The sequence below is a fragment of the Orenia metallireducens genome, from assembly GCF_001693735.1.
Classification (GTDB): Bacteria; Bacillota; Halanaerobiia; order Halobacteroidales; family Halobacteroidaceae; genus Orenia; species Orenia metallireducens.
Map to the genome: position 1 here is coordinate 1 of NZ_LWDV01000005.1, position 19346 is coordinate 19346.

Here is a 19346-nt window from a genome sequence, read left to right on the forward strand (position 1 = left end):
GTAGTATATCAAAACTACAAAACCTTGTCAAGAAAAAATTAAATTATCAATAATTAAGTAAGATACTTAATAATTTAATATATTTATCAATATGAAATAATTATTATCTTTTTATTGTAGACAATTATTGATATCATAACATCCACCTTAGAAACTGTCAATAACTTATTTATTCTTGCATATTTAATCAAACATATAGAAAAAATAATTTATAAAGGAGGTGAGATATCCATATGTTCAATTCATTGCTAACAACTTTTAATTTTTTCTACTCCCCTTATTTTGTCTTTATATCTTTATTTACAGGTTTGATTTCTCTTTTATCCATAAATTATAATGAAAGTGAAGATTCTAATACAAAGATGCTCAAAATATTAGGTTATATATATTTATTTGTAGGATTATCTAGTTTTATTTTCAATCAATTTACTATCTTCCTGTGAAATTAATCATACCAACTTGTCTAATATAGGCTTTCACTTCTGTAATAATTTTAATTTTAGGAAACTCTTCTTCCCAATTAATTTTGTTCCAATAATTGGGATAATGTGCTCTAACATGTTCACCAAATCCCCAAATATCTGATTGAAATTTGCTTTGCGTCTTTTCAATCACTTTATCAATCTCTCTTTTTAATTTATTTTCTATACGTCTCTCAATTTGATAAACCACTTCTTCTCTACCTAAGTTATTCTTATTGAGTTGTTCTAAAACCTTAGCCTCTACCTTCAGTTTAATTTTCATAATTATTTCACCATCTTTTAACTCAGGCTGTAATTTACTGGATACTTCCTGCATTTTAATTGTTAATCGATCAATTTCAGTGGTTGGGTCACAAGCAAGCACTAAATTACTAGTATCGTTGGGAACCCCTAGTGCTCTTTGATAATATAAAGTTTCTGGTTGATTTAATGAGCCTACAAACTCGTCACCTTCAAATATTCCTAAACCAATATAATCTATTATCTCTTTATCTGCTTTAAGCATTACTGCAGTAGCTTGTTCTCCAGGATTTGATAATCTAATAAAGAAATCTCCCAACCTTATATCTGGGATTCTACCTGTAGAAACACCGTTATTAAGCATATGGGCTAGATAAATTGATTGAATACTTTCTAACTTTGGTTCAGATTTAATTATACCTTCTGCAGTATCCTCGGCAATTAATAGCCAACTTAGCCTTCTTATCTGAGGTGAATTTCTAAAGAAATTTAAATATTTGTTAATTCCCTCCTTGGCAATATCTTGACTAAATATAACTACTTGTAAATGACCAAAGAATAATTCCTGATTTAATTTGTTTTGTAAATTATCTATTGCCCCTGCTACACTTTCTCCTATACTACTTATTATCCAAACTACATCTTCTCCTTGCTCCATATTGGCTGGGACGGGCACTTGAATAGTCACCTTTACTTTATTACTTTTAGTTAAATTTCTATCTTTCTCTTCTACAAAATCAATCCCTACACCTAACACTGGGACAGTTGCTTCAATATCCCTTCTATCCCAACAACCTGATAATATATTCATTATTAAAATAATAATTATTAGCTTAGATACTTTCTTCATCAACTCTCTTACCTCCTTTACCTTTAACTTGTACTAATATTAATAGCATAATTGGTAAAATAGTAGTTAATATCAATCCTACTATTGAGATAATATCAACCAAATTAAATAATTCATAAGCATTTCTAGGAGATAAAGCAAGTAGATATAATAAAGGTAATAAGAAAAAAACTAATGTCTTATGTTTATGTAAGCTTAATATTTGTGCTCCTCCCATTGCTATTCCAAAGAGTAAATTAGAAGCAGTTGTAAATAAAGCGATTACCCATGTTGCAATAAAAGCAACCTCTAATCTTTCAAAAATTAGAGCAAAAAATTGGGTAGATTTAATTAGTTCAAAAGTAGGCCACACTAGATTCTTTAATTCAAATACACCAAAAACAGAAATCGAGGCTATTACAACTACAACCGATACCACTGATGGAATTAGCCACCCCTTAATTCCATACTCTAGAGATAATTTCCTAGTTGTAATAAAAGGAAGAATTATAGCTACTACTTCAAATCCTAAAAAAGAGAAGTATGATCTTCCTGCACTTTTTAAGATATTTATCATACTATGTCCACGAAAAACAGGTAACACATATACCATATGCCCTCTTTTAAAGGAAAGTATTGTTAAGAAGAGAATAGGAATTATAACTATAAAAACATATAGTTCATTAACTCTAGCTAATACTTGAATATCTTTATATGACAGATAAGCTACAAGTAATAACATTATTATTATTACAACTTCTATAGGTGTTTTAGGTAAAACTGCTGTAACTATTAATTCACTAAAAGTTCTAATTACAAGTGCAATAAATATAAACCAATAACAAATAATAAATAATCCAATAATTTTTCCCATAATTTTTCCTAAAATTATCTGCAAATATTCAAAGATTGTTTTATTTGGAAATCTTAATCCTAACTTAATTATAATAGTTAAATTTATTAAAGAAAGTACTGATGCCAAAACAACTGAAATAATACCTGCATTATCTGCAAAAGATACAGCTACCCGTGGTAAAGTTAAAATACCTACCCCAAGAATAGTATTGATTATAATTGCAGAAAACTGCCTTTCTGTTACCTTTCCTTCCTTATTAATTTTTATCACCCTCTTCTTTGTTTTCTTCTTTTTTAGAATTCTTAGTCCGCATTAAAGTAGGTCTAAAGTTCATCTTCCAAAGGGGAAACCTAATAATACTATCTTTTAAATCTTCCAACCTTGATGGTGCATAAGGTGTTAGATATGAAATTCCAAAAGATTTCAAAGAAGCCATATGAATAGAAGTAGCTATTAATCCTACTACTAATCCATATAGTCCAAAACTCGAAGCTAAAATCATCAGTATAAAACGTAGAATCCTAATAGCATTAGATACTGAATAAGTAGGTGCAGTAAAGGAACCAATCGTTGTCAAAGCTACTATAATTACCATAGCAGGACTAACTAGACCTGCATCAACTGCTGCAGTCCCTAAAATCAAACCTCCTACTATACCTATAGTAGAGCCAATAACATTTGGTAAATGAACACTAGCTTCACGTAATATCTCAATAATTCCTTCCATTAAAAACGCTTCTAAATAAGCAGGTAAAGGCACTTGTGCCCTCCCTCCAGCAATAGATAGTGCAAAAACTGTTGGTAGCATTTCAAAATGAAAAGAGGTTAATGCTATATATAAAGCAGGTAAAGCTAAAGAAATCATAAGACCAATAACTCTAACTACTCTAAGTAAACTTACAATTACAGTCCTGCTATAATAATCCTCTGGTGAATGGTAAAATTGTTCAAATACAGCTGGTGCAATTAATACAAAAGGAGTACCATCTACAACTATAACAACCCTTCCCTCTAGCAAATTACCAACTGCTTTATCAGGTCTTTCTGTATGCTGTAATTGGGGAAAAGGAGAAAAGGGACTGTCTTCAATAAACTGTTCAATATAACCTGATTCCAGAATTCCATCAACTTTAATTGATTTAATTCTATTCATTATCTCATCTACTATATGGGGATTTACTATACCCTCTATATAAAGAATAGCTATATCTGTCTTACTCCTTTCACCAACAGCAACCCCTTTAACTCTTAATCCTGCATCCCTTAATCTTCTTCTAATATGTGATGTATTCGTTCTTAAATTTTCGGTAAAACCATCTCTAGGTCCACGGATAACCGATTCTGTAGTTGGTTCTGAAATAGACCTAGCATCCCAACCTTTACTAGCAATAATAAATCCTTGATTAAAGCCTTCTATTAATAGTATTGAATCTCCGGATAAGACTGCTGTAATTAGTTTATCCATCTTCTTCTCTAACTTTATTTCATGGGTCGTTACAATTGATTCTGTAATTAACTCTACTTGATCTTCAATATTATTTTTAGTTAAGTCCTCTTTTTTTAAATCACTTAATAAAGGTTTTATAATATGTAAATTTAATATATCAGTATTAGTTAATCCATCTATGTATATTAACATTGCAGGATTTTTCTCATCTTTAGCTAAATTGAATTTTCTAAATATAACATCACTACTCTCTCCAATTAAATCCTTGATAATCTCTTCATTTCTTTTCACACTCTCTTTTAACTCTACTTTATCTATCTCTTTCTTATCTTCTTCAATATTTCTTATCTTTTTTTTACCCACTACTTTATCCCAAAACATTGCAATCCTCCTCTTTAACTAGTTCTATTATATTATTAACCAAATCAATCTTTAATATTAAGTATAATAATTTTTATTTTTTATTAAACTAAAGATAAGATTAAATAAATTAATATAATTTCTTTAAAATTGTAATTTAAAATATTAATCACAGTAAAGTGGGGATTATTATGAGTAGAAAAAGCAGAATAATAATTTTAATGTTCCTTATCTTAATATTTGGAGGTTGCCAATTCAGTGTAGAAAGAATAAATCCTTTTACAATTCCTATTAAATCTAAAAGTCCAATAGTAATTGGGATTAGTATGGCTAATATAAAAGAGGATGTATCTAAGGTTATGAAAGAAGCAATTATGGATTATAAAACAAAAGTAAATGCAGATATTATCTGGAAAAATGCCAATAATGATATTACTCAACAAGAAGAAGATATTAAATCTCTAATTGAACAGCAGGTAGATATAATTATCTTTCATGCTGTTAGAACCGATGAGCAAGGAAAAAAGATTGTTAAACTAATAAATCAACATAATATTCCTATAATAGCTTTAGATAGGTTACCAGAAGACTCAAAAGTAGATGCTTATATTAGTGCTGATAATTTTAAAGCTGGTCAACTACAAACTCGATACTTACTTGACCAAATAGATAAAAAGGGAAACATTATTATCTTAAAAGGCGATAAAAATATAAATGTAACTGATAATATTACAATAGGAAATAAAAGTGAATTAAAAAATAATGAAGAGATTAAAATAATTAAAGAAGAATTTCATCATAATTGGTCAAGAAAATCAGCTAAAGAAACTGTAAATAAAATTTTAAATAAGAACAAAGAAATTAATGGAATTTTAGCTAATAATGATAACTTAGCTTTAGGTGCTTTAGATGCTATAGAAGGGAATAATATGAGAAAGAAAATAATTGTAGTTGGAGCTGATGCAAGTAAAGAGGCTTCAATAGCTATAGCTAAGGAAAATCTGGCTGCTACTATAGATAAAATGCCATATACTATGGGCAAAAAAGCTTTAATGGTAGCCTCATTTATTCTAAGAGATATAGATTGGAATTGGGACCGTACTATAAAAAATGGAGAATATAATATTAAGTTGATAATTTCTCCTGTTAAATTAATTGATAAATATAATATTGAAATTTTGGAAGATCGCTGGGGAAACTTACCCATCAAAGAATAAAAAGAGGTGAGCATATGCTCACCTCTTTTTATTCTTCAATCTCTTCAATCTCTTCAATCTCTTCAATCTCTTCAATCTCTTCAATCTCTTCAATCTCTTCAATCTCTTCAATCTCTTCATCATTATTTATATAACCGATAGATACAACTTCATCCCCTTCATTCAATTTCATGACTCTAACACCTTGAGTATTACGTCCCATAGAGGAGATTTCTACAACAGAAGTCCTTAATAAAATTCCTTCAGCTGTAATAATCATAATCTCATCATCTTCATTAACAACCTTAATATCAATTAACTCTCCATTATTATTAGTTCTATTTAGAGTAATTAACCCTTTTCCACCTCTACTTTGACTTCGATATTTATTAAGAGGTGTTCTCTTACCATAACCTTTATTAGTAATAACTAATAAATCTTTATCATCATCTACAACATCCATACCTACTACCCTATCATCATTTTCTAGGTCAATTCCTTTTACACCACGAGCAGTTCGTCCCATACTTCTAACATTATCTTCTGAGAAACGTATAGCAATTCCCTTTTTAGTTCCTAAGATAATATCACAATTACCATCAGTAAGCTTAACATCAATTAATTCATCATCATCATCTAAATTTAAGGCAATTAATCCAGTATAGTTTGTATTATACTCCTCTAAATCAGTCTTTTTAACTATACCGTTTTTAGTAGCCATAAATAAATAACGTTCCTCTTCAAACTCTGAAATAGTAATGATAGTAGTAATCTTCTCATCTACTTGTATATCTAACAAATTAACAATTGCAGTTCCTCGAGATTGTCTTCCTGCAGACGGAATTTGATAACCTTTAAGTCGATAAACACGACCTTTATCGGTGAAAAATAGTATATAGTCATGGGTTGAAGTAGTATAAATATCCTGAACTATATCATCTTCCTTTGTCTTAATACCGATTATACCTTTTCCTCCACGCCGTTGATTACGATAAGTATCTAAAGGAAGCTGTTTTATATAGCCATCATTAGTTAAGGTAATTATTATATCCTCTTCTGGAATTAAATCTTCTGTATCTATATCGATTATTTCATCACTAATTTCTGTACGCCGTTCATCACCATACTTATCTTTCATTTCTAACAATTCGTCTTGAATAATCCCTAATAATTTTATATCATCAGATAAGATTGATAGGAAATATTCTATTCTTTCCTGTAAACCTTGATACTCTTCCTCAATCTTACCTCTCTCTAAATTAGTTAAGCGATGTAATCTCATGTCCAAAATAGCCTTAGCTTGTTTTTCAGAGAAGAAAAATTCACTTATTAGGTTATCTTGAGCTTCAACAGTATCTTCAGCAGAACGAATAATCTTAATGATTCGATCAATATTATCTAAAGCAATTCTAAATCCTTCTAAAATATGTGCTCGTGCTTCTGCTTTATCTAGATCATATTGTGTTCTTCTAGTAACTACTTCTTTTTGATGTTCTACATAGTATTTTAATACATCTTTAATTCCTAATACCTTAGGCTCTCCATCTACCAAAGCTAGCATAATAGTACCAAAAGTAACCTTTAATCTAGTATGTTTATATAATTGATTTAAGGTAATTTTAGGATTTACTCCCCTTTTTAACTCGATAACAACTCTCATTCCTCGCCTATCAGACTCATCACGTAAGTCTGAGATCCCCTCTACCTTATCCTCTCTTACTAAACTAGCTATCCTTTCAACTAATCTAGCCTTATTAACTTGATAAGGAAGTTCTGTTATAATGATTTGAGATTTATCATTAGGTAACTCCTCAATCTCTGTCTTACCTCTAACCTTTACCTTTCCTCTACCAGTTTCAAAATATCTTCTGATAGCATTCCGTCCCATAACAATGCCACCAGTTGGAAAATCAGGTCCTTTAATAATCTTCATTAAATCAGTAATCTTAATATCAGGGTTCTCAATCATAGCAATTATCCCATCAATAACTTCTCCTAAATTGTGGGGTGGAATGTTAGTACTCATCCCTACTGCAATTCCTGAAGTACCATTTACCAACAGATTAGGTATTTTAGCAGGTAAAACACTTGGTTCTTGTAAACTTCCATCAAAGTTATCCACAAAATCCACAGTATTCTTGTGGATATCTGCTAATAATTCCGTTGTTATTTCAGCCATTCTTGCTTCGGTATAACGCATAGCGGCAGCAGAATCACCATCAATAGAACCAAAGTTACCATGACCATCAACCAATTGGTATCTATAAGAAAAGTCTTGAGCCATCCGTACCATTGTATCATAAACAGCACTATCACCATGAGGATGATACTTACCTAGGACTTCTCCAACGATTCTAGCAGATTTTTTATGAGGTTTTGAAGGCTTCATTCCCAAATCATGCATTGCATATAAGATACGACGATGAACTGGTTTTAAACCATCACGAACATCTGGTAAAGCTCTAGAAACAATTACACTCATCGCATAATCAATATAAGCTTCCTGCATCTCATCTTCAATATCTACTGGTTTTATCCGTTCATTATCAAATTCTATCATAAATATCCCCCTAAATATCTAAATTCTTAACTTCTTTAGCATGGTTTTGAATAAATTCTCTTCTTGGCTGAACTTTATCTCCCATTAAAGTTGTAAATACTTCATCAGCAATAATAGCATCACTAATTTGTACCTGTTTTAATGTTCTATTTTCAGGGTCCATTGTAGTATCCCATAACTGTTCTGGATTCATCTCTCCTAGCCCTTTATATCTTTGTAATGATATACCACTATTACCAATCTCCTCCAACAACTTTTTCAATTGGCGATCATTATAAACATAATATTCTCCTCTACCTTTAGTTATCTTATATAAAGGTGGTTGTGCTATGTAGATGTTTCCTTCATCAATTAAAGGTCTCATATAACGATAAAAGAAGGTCAATAATAATGTTGTAATATGGGCACCATCAACATCAGCATCGGTCATGATAATAATCTTTTTATACCGAGCATTAGTTAGGTCAAATTCATCAGAAATTCCTGTACCTAAAGCTGTAATCAATGCTCTAATCTCATCATTACTTAAAATTTTATTTAATCTAGCTTTCTCAACATTCAATATCTTCCCTTTTAAAGGTAAGATAGCTTGAAACTCTCTATCACGACCCTGCTTTGCTGAACCTCCTGCAGAATCACCCTCAACAATATAAATTTCACTTTTCTCAGGATCTCTAGAAGAACAATCAGCTAATTTACCTGGTAAGGAGGTACTAGATAATGCACTCTTACGCTTGGTTAGCTCTCTTGCTTTTTTAGCTGCTTTTCTAGCTCTAGCAGCAGTCACTGCTTTATCCACAACGATCTTACCTATCTGTGGATTTTCTTCTAAGAATATACCTAGCTTTTCAGAAGTTACTGAGTCAACTATTCCCCTAATCTCTCTATTACCTAATTTGGTTTTCGTTTGACCTTCAAATTGGGGGTCAGATAATTTGACATTAATTATAGCTACAAGCCCTTCTCTAATATCATCTCCAGATAGATTTTCATCTTTATCCTTAAGTAGATTATTCTTTCTAGCATAGTCATTAACAGTTCTAGTTAATGCACTTTTAAATCCACTTAAATGAGTTCCGCCCTCATGAGTATTGATATTATTAGCAAAGGTAAATATCTTGTCAACATAATCTGTATTATATTGCATAGCTATCTCTATATGAGCCTCATCACTTTCAGCTTCAAAGTAGATTACCTTATCATGAATTGGATCTTGATGATTATTAATCTCTTTAACAAAAGAGATTATACCACCTTCAAATTCAAAGCTATCCTCTACTTCCTCTTCTTTTCTTTCATCAGCTATATTTATTCTAATACCACGATTTAAATATGCCAACTCTTTTAAACGTTGACTTAAAGTACTGTATTTATAATTAGTCTCTTCAAAAATTTCAGGATCTGCTTTAAAAGTAACTTTAGTTCCAGTTTCATCTGTCTTACCAATTACTTCTAAATCTGCTTGTGGGATACCTCGATGATACCTTTGATAATAAACCTTACCATTTCTCTTTACTTCTACTTCTAGCCATTCAGACAAAGCATTTACTACAGAAACACCTACTCCATGTAATCCTCCAGATACTTTATATCCTTCACCACCAAATTTACCACCAGCATGCAATACAGTCATTACAACTTCCACAGCTGGTCGTTTCATCTTTGGATGTATAGAGACAGGAATTCCTCTTCCATTATCTTCAACTGTTATAATATCATCTTTTTGAACTTTAACTGTGATTTTATCACAATAACCTGCTAAAGCTTCATCTATACTATTGTCCACAATTTCATAGACTAAATGATGTAATCCTTTAATACTAGTACTTCCAATATACATTCCTGGACGTTTACGAACAGCCTCAAGACCCTCTAATACTTGTATCTGTTCTGCATTATAATTTATCTCTTTTTCCATGAATATAAAACCTCCATTTAAACTTATTAAACCGTGATCTTACTCATCACGGTTTAGATTATAAGCAAAGTTTACTCTTTTACTTAATGTACTAGATGATATCATAGAATAATAGATTGTCTCATCAGTTACAATAAAAGATTTTGGATTTCCTTCTGAAAAGTCAGTAATAAACCCTTCTTCTTCAGCCACTTGTAAAAATTCTCTAGTTTTCTTAGAATGGGTTGTTGATTCAAAATCAGCTATCAAAACTACATCCTTAGCAGGAATAATATAACCAGCACCTAAATGCAACAAATATAACCCCTCCTTACAAAGAACGATATATCTTCATATAATTTTCACCAATAATTTTCTGAATCAATCTATTATTAAGATGATCTGGATGAACACTTGCTTCTAACATAACATATTTTTGAACAAATACTTTTACCTCTTTGGAGTTAACCTCTTTTTTCAAAACATCAGTTATTAATTCATCTAATTTTACTTTCATTTTTATAATTAATTGATTCTTTATACTTTCAAACTCTTCTTGTAAAATATTTGGATAAATATTTAATACTTCCTCATAACTTAGCCAAGGAGTATTAGTAAGTATCTCTTCTATTTTATTTATATCTATCTTTTTACTCTTCTCCCTTAATTCACAAATTACACATTTATTCTCATTAGGATCAATTAATACTGAGCACTCTGGACATGGTATCCACTCATTTATCTGTTTCCACTTCTTTATCTTTATGTCTGCTTCTAATAAACTAGCAAACTTTTGCTTCAATTCATTATCAGAAATAAAATTTGAAATACTAAAAATCTCCTGTACTTCTAAATCATCAAGTTCAATATTCTTATAATTTATCTCTTCTTTTTCATTATTATTAGAACTGAAAACCTTTCCAGATTGAAACCTAATATCTTTTACTATTGGCTTACCCATTTTGCTATTAATCTTACTAATAAACTCTCTTTTCATAAAGAGCAATTGGTGAGCCCAAACTGGACTATCAACTACAACAAATAAAATTCCTTGGTTAATATATTTTGCCTCAGTATGTTTTATTATTTCACTACCATTTATTTCAGACCATAAATCTAAAGCTCTTTTTTCCTTAATCTTTTCTTCTATTCCTAATTTATTTAAGGTTTTATTTAAAATATTTTCAATTAAATCAGCCATGTTTACACCTCTATTGCTGATCCATTTTTGATTTCAAAAATCTTATGATTTCCTTTAAGACCATTTAAATTCTTTAGATCAGTACTAGTAATAAAAGTCTGAATCTTATCTCTTATTGTATCTAATAAGTAACTTCTTCTACTAAGATCGAGCTCTGAAAAGACATCATCAAGCAATAAAATTGGATATTCTCCAATTTCCCCTTTCATAAACTCAAGTTCAGCTAATTTTAAAGCTAAAGCCGCAGTTCTTTGTTGTCCTTGTGAGCCAAATTTTCTTATATCTATATTATTTACAATTAACGAGATATCATCCCTATGAGGACCTAATGTTGTTGCTCCTTGATAGATCTCTCTTTCTCTTTTTTCCTTTAATTTTAATTTAAAAGACTCTTTTATCTCCTCTTCTGAGCTATTACTATCTATCTCTAATTCAGTATCATATTTTAATTCCAAAGCTTCTAAGCCATTAGTAATTTTTCTCTGCATTAATTTCGATAAAATTCCCAATTTAATCAAAGATTCCAACCTCTTCTTTATTATCTTAGCTCCTAAATCAATTAATTGTTGATCCCAAACAGATAACATTTCCTTTGGGGCCTTATTATCTCTAATTTCTTTTAGCAAATTATTGCGTTGTTTTAGTACTTTGCCATATTTAGATATTAAATGCCTGTAATAAGGGCTAATTTGTGATATCTCTAAATCAATAAATTTTCTCCTTAAATTAGGACTACCCTTTACTAAATTCAAATCCTCAGGAGAGAATATAACTATATTCAAATATCCAATTAAATCATTAATTCTACTCAAACGATTAGAATTAATCTTAATCTCTTTATTTCTTCCTAATAGAGATAACTCTAATTGATAATCCTGATTCTCCTTTATCAACTCACATTTTAAATATAACCCCTCTTCCTGCCAATTAATCAATTCTGCGTCAATATTAGTTCTATGGGAACTTCCTGTTCCAATTAAATAAATTGATTCTAAAATATTTGTCTTTCCTTGTGCATTAGAACCAATTAACAGATTAATATTTTTATTAAATTTTAAATACTGTTCTGTATAATTTCTAAAATTCTTTAAGTAAAGTTGGGACAGATACAATTTAGTTCATTCACCCCTTAAGAGGTAATTATTTTATATTCCATACCTTGATATTCAACTACATCGTCCGTTCTTAGTGTTCTACCCCTTCTTTCTTCTATTTCGCCATTTACCTTAACATCTCCTGCTTTAATTATTACTTTAGCTTCTCCACCTGTTGATACTAAATTTGCCCATTTAAGAAATTGGTCTAATTTTATACTTTCTGTGTTTAGCTTAATCTCTCTCATAAAATATAAATACCTCCTTTTATTAATTACTTCTTACTGGCATTATAATATATATATATTCATCCTCAGAGTTATCTTTTATAACCCCAGGTGATAAAGAACCTGATAATTCTAAAATAACCTCTTCACTCGAAATTACTTTCAAACAATCCATCATATAGGTAGCATTGAAAGCTATTTCTGTCTCTTGACCAGTTAAAGAGATAGGAATTCTTTCATAAGCTTGCCCAATTTCAGGGACATTAGAAGTAATAACTAATTGATTTTCCTCTAAATTAATTTTGATAATATTAGAATCTTTTTTAGCTAATAAGGAAGCTCTTTTAGTAGCATTTAATAATTCAATTCTATTTATTATGGCTTTTGTATTATTTTTATTTGGAATTACTTGTTTATAACTAGGAAATTGTCCATCTATCAACCTCGAGACTATAGTTACTCCTGAAAATTCAAATAAAATTTGATTATCCGTAATTAATACCTTTACTAAGTTCTCATTATTATTTAATAACTTTGAAATTTCATTCAAGGTTTTATTGGGAATAATAACCCTTTTTCCAGTTATATCTATTTCGTTGAATTTAATCCTTCTATAAGATAAGCGATATGTATCTGTTGTTACTAATACAAGGTGTTCTTCTTCAAACTTTAATAACCCACCTGTTAAAAATGGTTTACTTATATCCTCAGATATAGCAAATTTAACTTGATCAATCATTTCCTTGAATATGCCCTGGGAAATAGTAAAGTTTATTCCAGAATTCATTTTTGGTAATAATGGAAATTCATCAGATGAGGAACCATGTATATTAAATTGTGCTTGTCCACATTTAATCTGTGCAGTATTATTAGAGGGTTCTGCTGTTAGTATAATTTTATCATCAGGTAATTCTCTAACTATACTTGTGAAATATTTTGCTGGTAGAACAATAGAACCTTCTTTTATAATATTTGCATCAACATAGAATTTAATTCCTATTTCTAAGTCTGTAGCAACTAACTTTATTCTATCTTCTTCTGTTTTTAATAAAATACCTGAAAGTATAGGTAAGGTTGCTTTTGAGGAAACTGCTCTATTAACTGTTTGAATTCCTTCATAAAAATCTTTTTTATTGAGTTCTATTCTCATATTGTACCCCCTTATACTTTTATTTTAAACCTTCTTCTTAAAAAAATCTATTATTTCTTTATATTATATAAAAAGATAGTAGTAGTAGTAGTAGGTGTTGTGGATAATGTGGAAAACTATATTCAGCCGCTGTATTATAAGGGTTTTACCTGTTGATAAGTTGTTGATAAGTTGTTGATAATTATCCACAATTCCACAGCCTATAATCTTCCAGTTGTGTTTGTCAACAGAAAAGCTATATTATCCACAGGTTATCCACAGGTTATCCACAGGTTATCCACAACTAATTTCTTCTTAATTTATCTATTAATGTATCTATAGTTTTCTTAAAACTTGCTTCTTCTTTCATCTTATTTTTTATTTTATCATAACCATGCAAGATAGTACTGTGATCTCTTCCGCCAAATCGATTACCTATTTGTGGTAAAGATAAATCGGTTAGTTCTCTTGAAATATACATGGCTACTTGTCGTGGAAAAGATATAGCTCGAGTTCTTTTTTTAGAATCCATCTCTTCAACTCTTATCCCATAATGATGGGAAACAACTTTTTTGATTAAATCTACTGTAATCTCCTTTGGATGATATTCAATCTGATTATCAACAACTATTCCTTTAAGTGCCCTTTGGGCTAAATCTATACTAATACGTTCATTTGATAATGATGAATAAGCCACTACTCTAATCAAAGCCCCTTCTAACTCTCTAATATTTGATTCTATTTTATTAGCAATATAAACAATTACATCATTTGGTACTTCTAAATCTTCTAAAGTTGCTTTTTTCTTTAAAATTGCAATTCTTGTTTCTAAGTCTGGTTCTTGTATATCTGTAATAAGACCCCATTCAAATCTTGAGCGTAACCTCTCTTCTAAAGTTGGAATTTCCTTAGGTGGTCGATCACTGGAGATTATTATTTGTTTATTAGCATCATGAAGAGCATTGAATGTATGGAAGAATTCTTCTTGAGTTCTTTCCTTACCAGCTAGAAATTGTATATCATCTATTAATAAAATATCTATATTTCTGTATTGATTCCTAAATTGTATGGTTTTATCATATCTAATTGAATTGATTAATCTATTAGTGAATTCTTCTGAGGTTAAATACATGATTTTCATATTAGAATTATGTTTTAGTATATAGTGTCCAATAGCATGCATTAAGTGTGTCTTACCTAAACCAACATCCCCATAAATAAAGAAGGGGTTATAAGCTTTAGCCGGTGCTTCAGCTACTGCTAATGAAGCAGCATGTGCAAAGCGATTACTATTTCCTATTACAAAGGTATCAAAAGTATATTTTGGATTTAAAATTGAATTACTATCTTCTTCTTTTTCTGTTAAGTCACTTTTAGCTTCTTCAACTTGATCTTCTTTTTCTTCTTCTATAAAGATTTCCTCTTGGGTCATTTCAGGAATCACGAATTTTACTTGATAGGAGTTATTAGTGATTTTAATAAGGGTTTCTTTGATTAGGTTAGAATATTTTGTCTTTAGCCAATCCTTGGCAAACTCATTAGGTACTTCGATTATAATTGTATTATTTTGAATTGCTAGTATTTCAGTTGGTTTGAACCATGTTTCAAAACTAGGTTTACTTAATTGATCCTCAATATTATCAAGAGTACTTTGCCAAATTTTTTTAATATCTTCTTTTTTCAAAATATAACCTCCTAAGCGAAGTTATCCACAGAAATTGTGAATAACCTGTGGATAACTGTGGATTGTTTAATTTAATCGTAAAAAAATGATTAGTTAGCCACAATTACCTATTATTTTTGTGGATAACTAATCCTATTGCTGATATTTTATCGCCAATATTTATCTTTTAAGCTAGATAGACAGATTAATGATAACAAATTACAAACAATTTATCAACAGTTTTTGTGGATAAATTGTTTGTAATTTGTTTATTCTTGACATTACACAAGTTGATAATTTATAATTGTATAAGACACTTTGTGAATAACTACAGAGGAGGGTTAGTTTGTTATTTTTGAGGAGGATTGTTCTAGATGAGCATCGATGAGAAGTTAAAGAAGACCTACGAATTTAAGAAGGTTTATAAATATGGAAAATCTATTGCCGATCGTTATATTGTTTTGTATGTTTTACAAAACAACAGTTCTCAAAGGAAAGTAGGTTATTCAGTTAGTAAAAAGATAGGTAAAGCCGTGGTTAGAAATAGGATTAAGAGAGTCTTTAGAGAAACCTATAGGCATAATAAAGATAAATTAATTACAGGCATTGATATTGTTTTAATTGCTCGTAAACCTATTGTAGATGCCAGTTATCAACAAATAGAGAAGTCTTTAAATCATCTTTTTAAAAAAGCTAAAATAATTAAGGAATGAAATTGATGGGGATAATTTTAAAGATAGTAATTATAGTAATTAAATTTTATCAAAAGTTTATTTCACCTTTAAAATCAAAAAGTACTTGTCGGTTCTACCCTAGTTGCTCTACATATGCTATTCAGTCTTTAAATAAGTACGGATTATTAAGGGGTGGAGCCAAGGCAATTAAGAGAATATTAAGTTGCCACCCTTTTCATCCTGGTGGATATGACCCAGTAGACTAAATTTATTTAGGAGGAGTATGATGTTTAGAAATAAAACGTTACCTTTGGTATTAATTTTAGTAGTAATTATATTAACTGGATGTTCGACAAACTCAGAATATAAATTAAATATTAGTAAAGCAGAAGATTATACTGGTGAGAGTACAGTTGTTATTGAACCTAATCAACAGGGTTATACACAAGGAGATAAGGTGACTTTAACTGCTTATCCTAAAGACCAGTTTAAAAATTGGAATGTCAATAATTTAGCTAATAAAGAAGAGCAAGATGTTTATACTGAAAATCCGAAGGAATTTATTATTGACAATTCTAAAGAGATTATTGCTACCTTTAGTGATACAACAATAAGTGTTCAATTTACAAAAGGTACTAGCAGTGGGGGAATGTTTGGTTGGTTAGGTGATTTGATGCAGAATTTATTAGGATTATTATATAACTTTACTAAAAGTTATGGTTTATCAATTATAATTTTAACTTTAGCTATTAAACTGATATTATATCCTTTAACACATAAACAGACCAGTTCTATGAAGAAGATGCAACAAATACAGCCTGAAATTGAGAAGTTAAGAGAGAAATATGGGGATAATCAGCAGAAGTTTCAGGAAGAGACTATGAAGTTATATCAAAAGCATAAAATTAATCCATTATCAGGTTGTTTACCTATGCTTGTTCAAATGCCAATTCTAATTGCATTATTCCAAGCTTTAAGAGGATGGGGAGATTTAGCTGGTCAATCATTCTTAATCATACCAGATTTAAGCCAAGGTTATATGCCTTTAGTAATATTAACAGGAGTAGTTACAGCTGTTCAGAGTTTATTAACTCAGAATATTTCTTTTGATGATATTAAATCTAATCCACAGAAAGTCATAGCTGATAATAAGATGGCTTTATTTATGCCATTATTCATTATCTTTATTGGTGCTAGTTTACCAGCAGGCGTGTTATTATATTGGTTTATCTCTAATTTAATTATGGTAATACAACAATATTTAATATCAAGGGAACCTGATGTGGAGTTTAAGGAGGAATCAAATTAAAATGGAAAGGGTCATTATTACAGGAAAAACAATAGAAGAGGCCCTTAGCAGAGGATTAGCAAAGTTAAACACTACAGAAGATATGGTTGAGTATAAAGTACTAGAAGAAGCTCAAAGTGGTTTTCTAGGTCTTATTGGAAGAAAAGATGCCAAGATAGAGCTTATAAAAAGAATTGATAAGAAAGAGAAAGCCAAAGAATTTTTAGAAGAATTAATAAAAGAGATGGAATTAAATCTTGAAGTTAAGGTTATTAAGGATAATAACGATAAAGATGTAGTATTAAATATTACAGGTGATGACTTAGCAATTATAATTGGTCATCGAGGAAAGACATTAGATTCTTTACAGTACTTGACTAATCTAGCAGTTAATAAAGGGAAGGAAGATTATTTAAGAGTAATTTTAGATGCAGAAGGATATAGAGAGCGTAGAAAAGAGACTTTAGAAAATTTAGCTCTTAAGATGGCTAATAAAGCTAAAAAAACAGGGCGTAAAGTTATGCTAGAGCCAATGCCTCCTCAAGAGAGGAAAGTAATTCATGCTGTTTTACACAATAAATCCGATATAAATACTTATAGTGTAGGTAAGGAGCCTTATCGTAAAGTAGTTATTGTAAAGGAATAATTTGAGGACCCAGTATTTTAAAATACTGGGTCTGTTTAATTATTTATTGAAAAAATAAATTTGGGTAACTTATAAACTAGAGGTGATAAATATGTATGTTAAAGATACAATTGCTGCTATTTCCACTGCTATAGGTGAAGGTGGAATTGGAATCATAAGAGTTAGTGGTCCAGAAGCTATTGAAATTGTGGATAGAATTTTTAAGAGTGTTAAAGGTAAAAGTCTATCTAAAGTTGATACTTATACAGCTCATTATGGTCATATAGTTGACTCAACTGATGAAGTTGTTGATGAGGTTATAACTTTAGTGATGAAGTCTCCAAAGACCTATACAACTGAGGATATTGTTGAGATAAATTGTCATGGTGGGATGGTTCCTTTAAGAAAGGTATTGGATTTAGTCTTAAAAGAGGGTGCCCGTCTAGCTGACCCAGGTGAATTTACCAAAAGGGCGTTTTTAAATGGAAGGATAGACTTAGCTCAAGCAGAAGCTATTATAGATTTGATTCGCTCTCAAACTGAAACTGGGTTAAGAGTTGCTATAAACCAATTAGAGGGGGGACTTTCTCAAAAAGTAGGAGATATTAGGCAGGAATTAATTAAACTATTAGCCCATTTAGAGGCTACTATTGATTTCCCTGAAGATGAGATTGAAGACTTTAATTCTGATGAACTTTCTGATAGAATAGATAGAATAGCTAAGAAGGTAAAGGAATTACTGAAAACAAGCCAAAAAGGTAAGATATTAAAAGAGGGAATAGAGACAGCAATTATTGGGCGACCTAATGTTGGTAAGTCTAGTTTACTAAATGCTTTAGTAAGAGAAAAAAGAGCGATTGTTACTGATATTCCAGGAACTACCCGAGATATTATTGAAGAGGTAATTAATATTGATGGTATCCCAGTTAAAATTATTGATACAGCAGGAATTCGTGATACTGAGGATCTTGTAGAGAAAATAGGTGTAGAGAGGTCAGAAGAATTTTTAAATAGAGCTGATTTAGTCTTATTGGTTTTAGATGCTCATCAAGGAATTACAGCAGAAGATCGAAAATTAATGGATTCAATTAAAGATAAAGATGCAGTAATTATTGCTAACAAATTGGATCTTGACAATAGATTGGATTTTTCAGAAATTGAAGAATCTTTACCTAATAAGCCAGTTGTTAAGACTGCTGCTGTTGAAGATCAAGGCATTGATGAATTAGAAGATGTTATTTCTAACTTAGTCTTTAGTGGTGAAGTTAAGAATGAAGATCAGACTTTAATTACAAATATGAGACATAAAAATGCTTTAGATAGAGCTTATCAGATGTTGTTAGATGTGAAAAAGACCTTTGAGCTGGATTTGCCAAATGATTTTATTACAATTGATTTAAGAGCTGCTTTAGAGGCAGTAGGAGAGATTACTGGTGATACTATCGGAGAGGATATTATCGACCAAATTTTTGCTGATTTTTGCCTAGGGAAATAATTCTTCATTGGGTTGTGATGAAGAATTATGATCACGGAGGGTCTTACAAGACCCGAAGGGGGTTTTTAGGAAAATAATAGTGA

At 30.3% G+C, this 19346-nt stretch carries 17 protein-coding genes; 6 read left to right on the plus strand and 11 right to left on the minus strand.

Translation table 11 applies throughout. The annotated features are described in order from the left end of the window. Window positions 1-429: 429 nt before the first annotated feature. Genes U472_RS00630 through U472_RS00640 form a run of 3 tightly spaced genes read right to left on the minus strand, consistent with a single transcriptional unit; the run spans window position 430 to window position 4235 of the window. Window positions 430-1572, minus strand: a complete 1143-nt coding sequence (locus U472_RS00630; RefSeq protein ID WP_068714477.1) for a Ger(x)C family spore germination protein — start codon at window positions 1570-1572, stop codon at window positions 430-432. Then, window positions 1556-2677: a GerAB/ArcD/ProY family transporter gene (locus U472_RS00635; protein ID WP_068714478.1), complete on the minus strand. Its 1122-nt coding sequence runs from the start codon at window positions 2675-2677 to the stop codon at window positions 1556-1558. The genes U472_RS00630 and U472_RS00635 overlap by 17 nt, the downstream gene beginning before the upstream one ends. Continuing rightward, window positions 2664-4235 carry a spore germination protein gene (locus tag U472_RS00640; RefSeq protein ID WP_068714480.1) on the minus strand — a complete coding sequence of 524 codons (1572 nt, stop codon included), beginning with the start codon at window positions 4233-4235 and terminating at the stop codon, window positions 2664-2666. Before U472_RS00640 ends, U472_RS00635 begins: the two co-directional genes overlap by 14 nt. 170 nt (window positions 4236-4405) lie before the next feature. On the opposite strand from U472_RS00640, the gene U472_RS00645 reads away from it, so the two are divergent. Then, the gene (locus U472_RS00645) at window positions 4406-5431 is read left to right on the plus strand and encodes a sugar ABC transporter substrate-binding protein (protein ID WP_068714482.1); all 1026 of its coding nucleotides are present in this window, start codon (window positions 4406-4408) and stop codon (window positions 5429-5431) included. Window positions 5432-5459: 28 nt separating this feature from the next. Here U472_RS00645 and gyrA read toward each other — a convergent pair whose 3' ends face one another. The 8 genes from gyrA to dnaA all read right to left on the minus strand — a co-directional run bounded on the left by gyrA (window position 5460) and on the right by dnaA (window position 15202). After that, window positions 5460-7970 (minus strand): DNA gyrase subunit A, encoded by a 2511-nt coding sequence (gene gyrA, locus U472_RS00650; protein WP_068714484.1) that lies wholly within the window; start codon window positions 7968-7970, stop codon window positions 5460-5462. A 10-nt stretch (window positions 7971-7980) separates the two neighbouring features. Beyond that, a complete protein-coding gene (gene gyrB, locus U472_RS00655) occupies window positions 7981-9888 on the minus strand; it encodes a DNA topoisomerase (ATP-hydrolyzing) subunit B (protein ID WP_068714486.1) in 1908 nt (635 codons plus the stop codon). A 39-nt stretch (window positions 9889-9927) separates the two neighbouring features. Beyond that, window positions 9928-10185, minus strand: a complete 258-nt coding sequence (gene remB, locus U472_RS00660) for an extracellular matrix regulator RemB (protein ID WP_068714488.1) — start codon at window positions 10183-10185, stop codon at window positions 9928-9930. Window positions 10186-10198: 13 nt separating this feature from the next. Continuing rightward, on the minus strand, window positions 10199-11068 hold the full coding sequence (locus U472_RS00665) for a DciA family protein (RefSeq protein WP_068714490.1): 870 nt from the start codon (window positions 11066-11068) through the stop codon (window positions 10199-10201). Between the two features lie 2 nt (window positions 11069-11070). Beyond that, window positions 11071-12180 (minus strand): DNA replication/repair protein RecF, encoded by a 1110-nt coding sequence (gene recF, locus U472_RS00670; RefSeq protein WP_068714493.1) that lies wholly within the window; start codon window positions 12178-12180, stop codon window positions 11071-11073. Between the two features lie 17 nt (window positions 12181-12197). Beyond that, entirely contained in the window at window positions 12198-12410 is a 213-nt protein-coding gene (locus U472_RS00675) for an RNA-binding S4 domain-containing protein (protein ID WP_068714495.1), read from the minus strand. 22 nt (window positions 12411-12432) lie between these two features. Next, the gene (dnaN, locus tag U472_RS00680) at window positions 12433-13539 is read right to left on the minus strand and encodes a DNA polymerase III subunit beta (RefSeq protein ID WP_068714497.1); all 1107 of its coding nucleotides are present in this window, start codon (window positions 13537-13539) and stop codon (window positions 12433-12435) included. Window positions 13540-13822: 283 nt separating this feature from the next. Next, the gene (gene dnaA / locus U472_RS00685; RefSeq protein ID WP_068714499.1) at window positions 13823-15202 is read right to left on the minus strand and encodes a chromosomal replication initiator protein DnaA; all 1380 of its coding nucleotides are present in this window, start codon (window positions 15200-15202) and stop codon (window positions 13823-13825) included. Between the two features lie 353 nt (window positions 15203-15555). On the opposite strand from dnaA, the gene rnpA reads away from it, so the two are divergent. The 5 genes from rnpA (at window position 15556) to mnmE (ending at window position 19263) form a co-directional block, all read left to right on the plus strand. Beyond that, window positions 15556-15894: a ribonuclease P protein component gene (gene rnpA / locus U472_RS00690; protein ID WP_068714501.1), complete on the plus strand. Its 339-nt coding sequence runs from the start codon at window positions 15556-15558 to the stop codon at window positions 15892-15894. A 5-nt stretch (window positions 15895-15899) separates the two neighbouring features. Continuing rightward, window positions 15900-16121, plus strand: a complete 222-nt coding sequence (gene yidD / locus U472_RS00695; protein WP_068714503.1) for a membrane protein insertion efficiency factor YidD — start codon at window positions 15900-15902, stop codon at window positions 16119-16121. A 20-nt stretch (window positions 16122-16141) separates the two neighbouring features. Then, window positions 16142-17164 carry a YidC/Oxa1 family membrane protein insertase gene (locus U472_RS17120; protein WP_245684705.1) on the plus strand — a complete coding sequence of 341 codons (1023 nt, stop codon included), beginning with the start codon at window positions 16142-16144 and terminating at the stop codon, window positions 17162-17164. 1 nt (window position 17165) lies between these two features. Beyond that, window positions 17166-17789 (plus strand): RNA-binding cell elongation regulator Jag/EloR, encoded by a 624-nt coding sequence (jag, locus tag U472_RS00705; RefSeq protein ID WP_068714505.1) that lies wholly within the window; start codon window positions 17166-17168, stop codon window positions 17787-17789. A gap of 91 nt (window positions 17790-17880) precedes the next feature. Then, a complete protein-coding gene (gene mnmE, locus U472_RS00710) occupies window positions 17881-19263 on the plus strand; it encodes a tRNA uridine-5-carboxymethylaminomethyl(34) synthesis GTPase MnmE (protein WP_068714507.1) in 1383 nt (460 codons plus the stop codon). Window positions 19264-19346 lie beyond the last annotated feature (83 nt).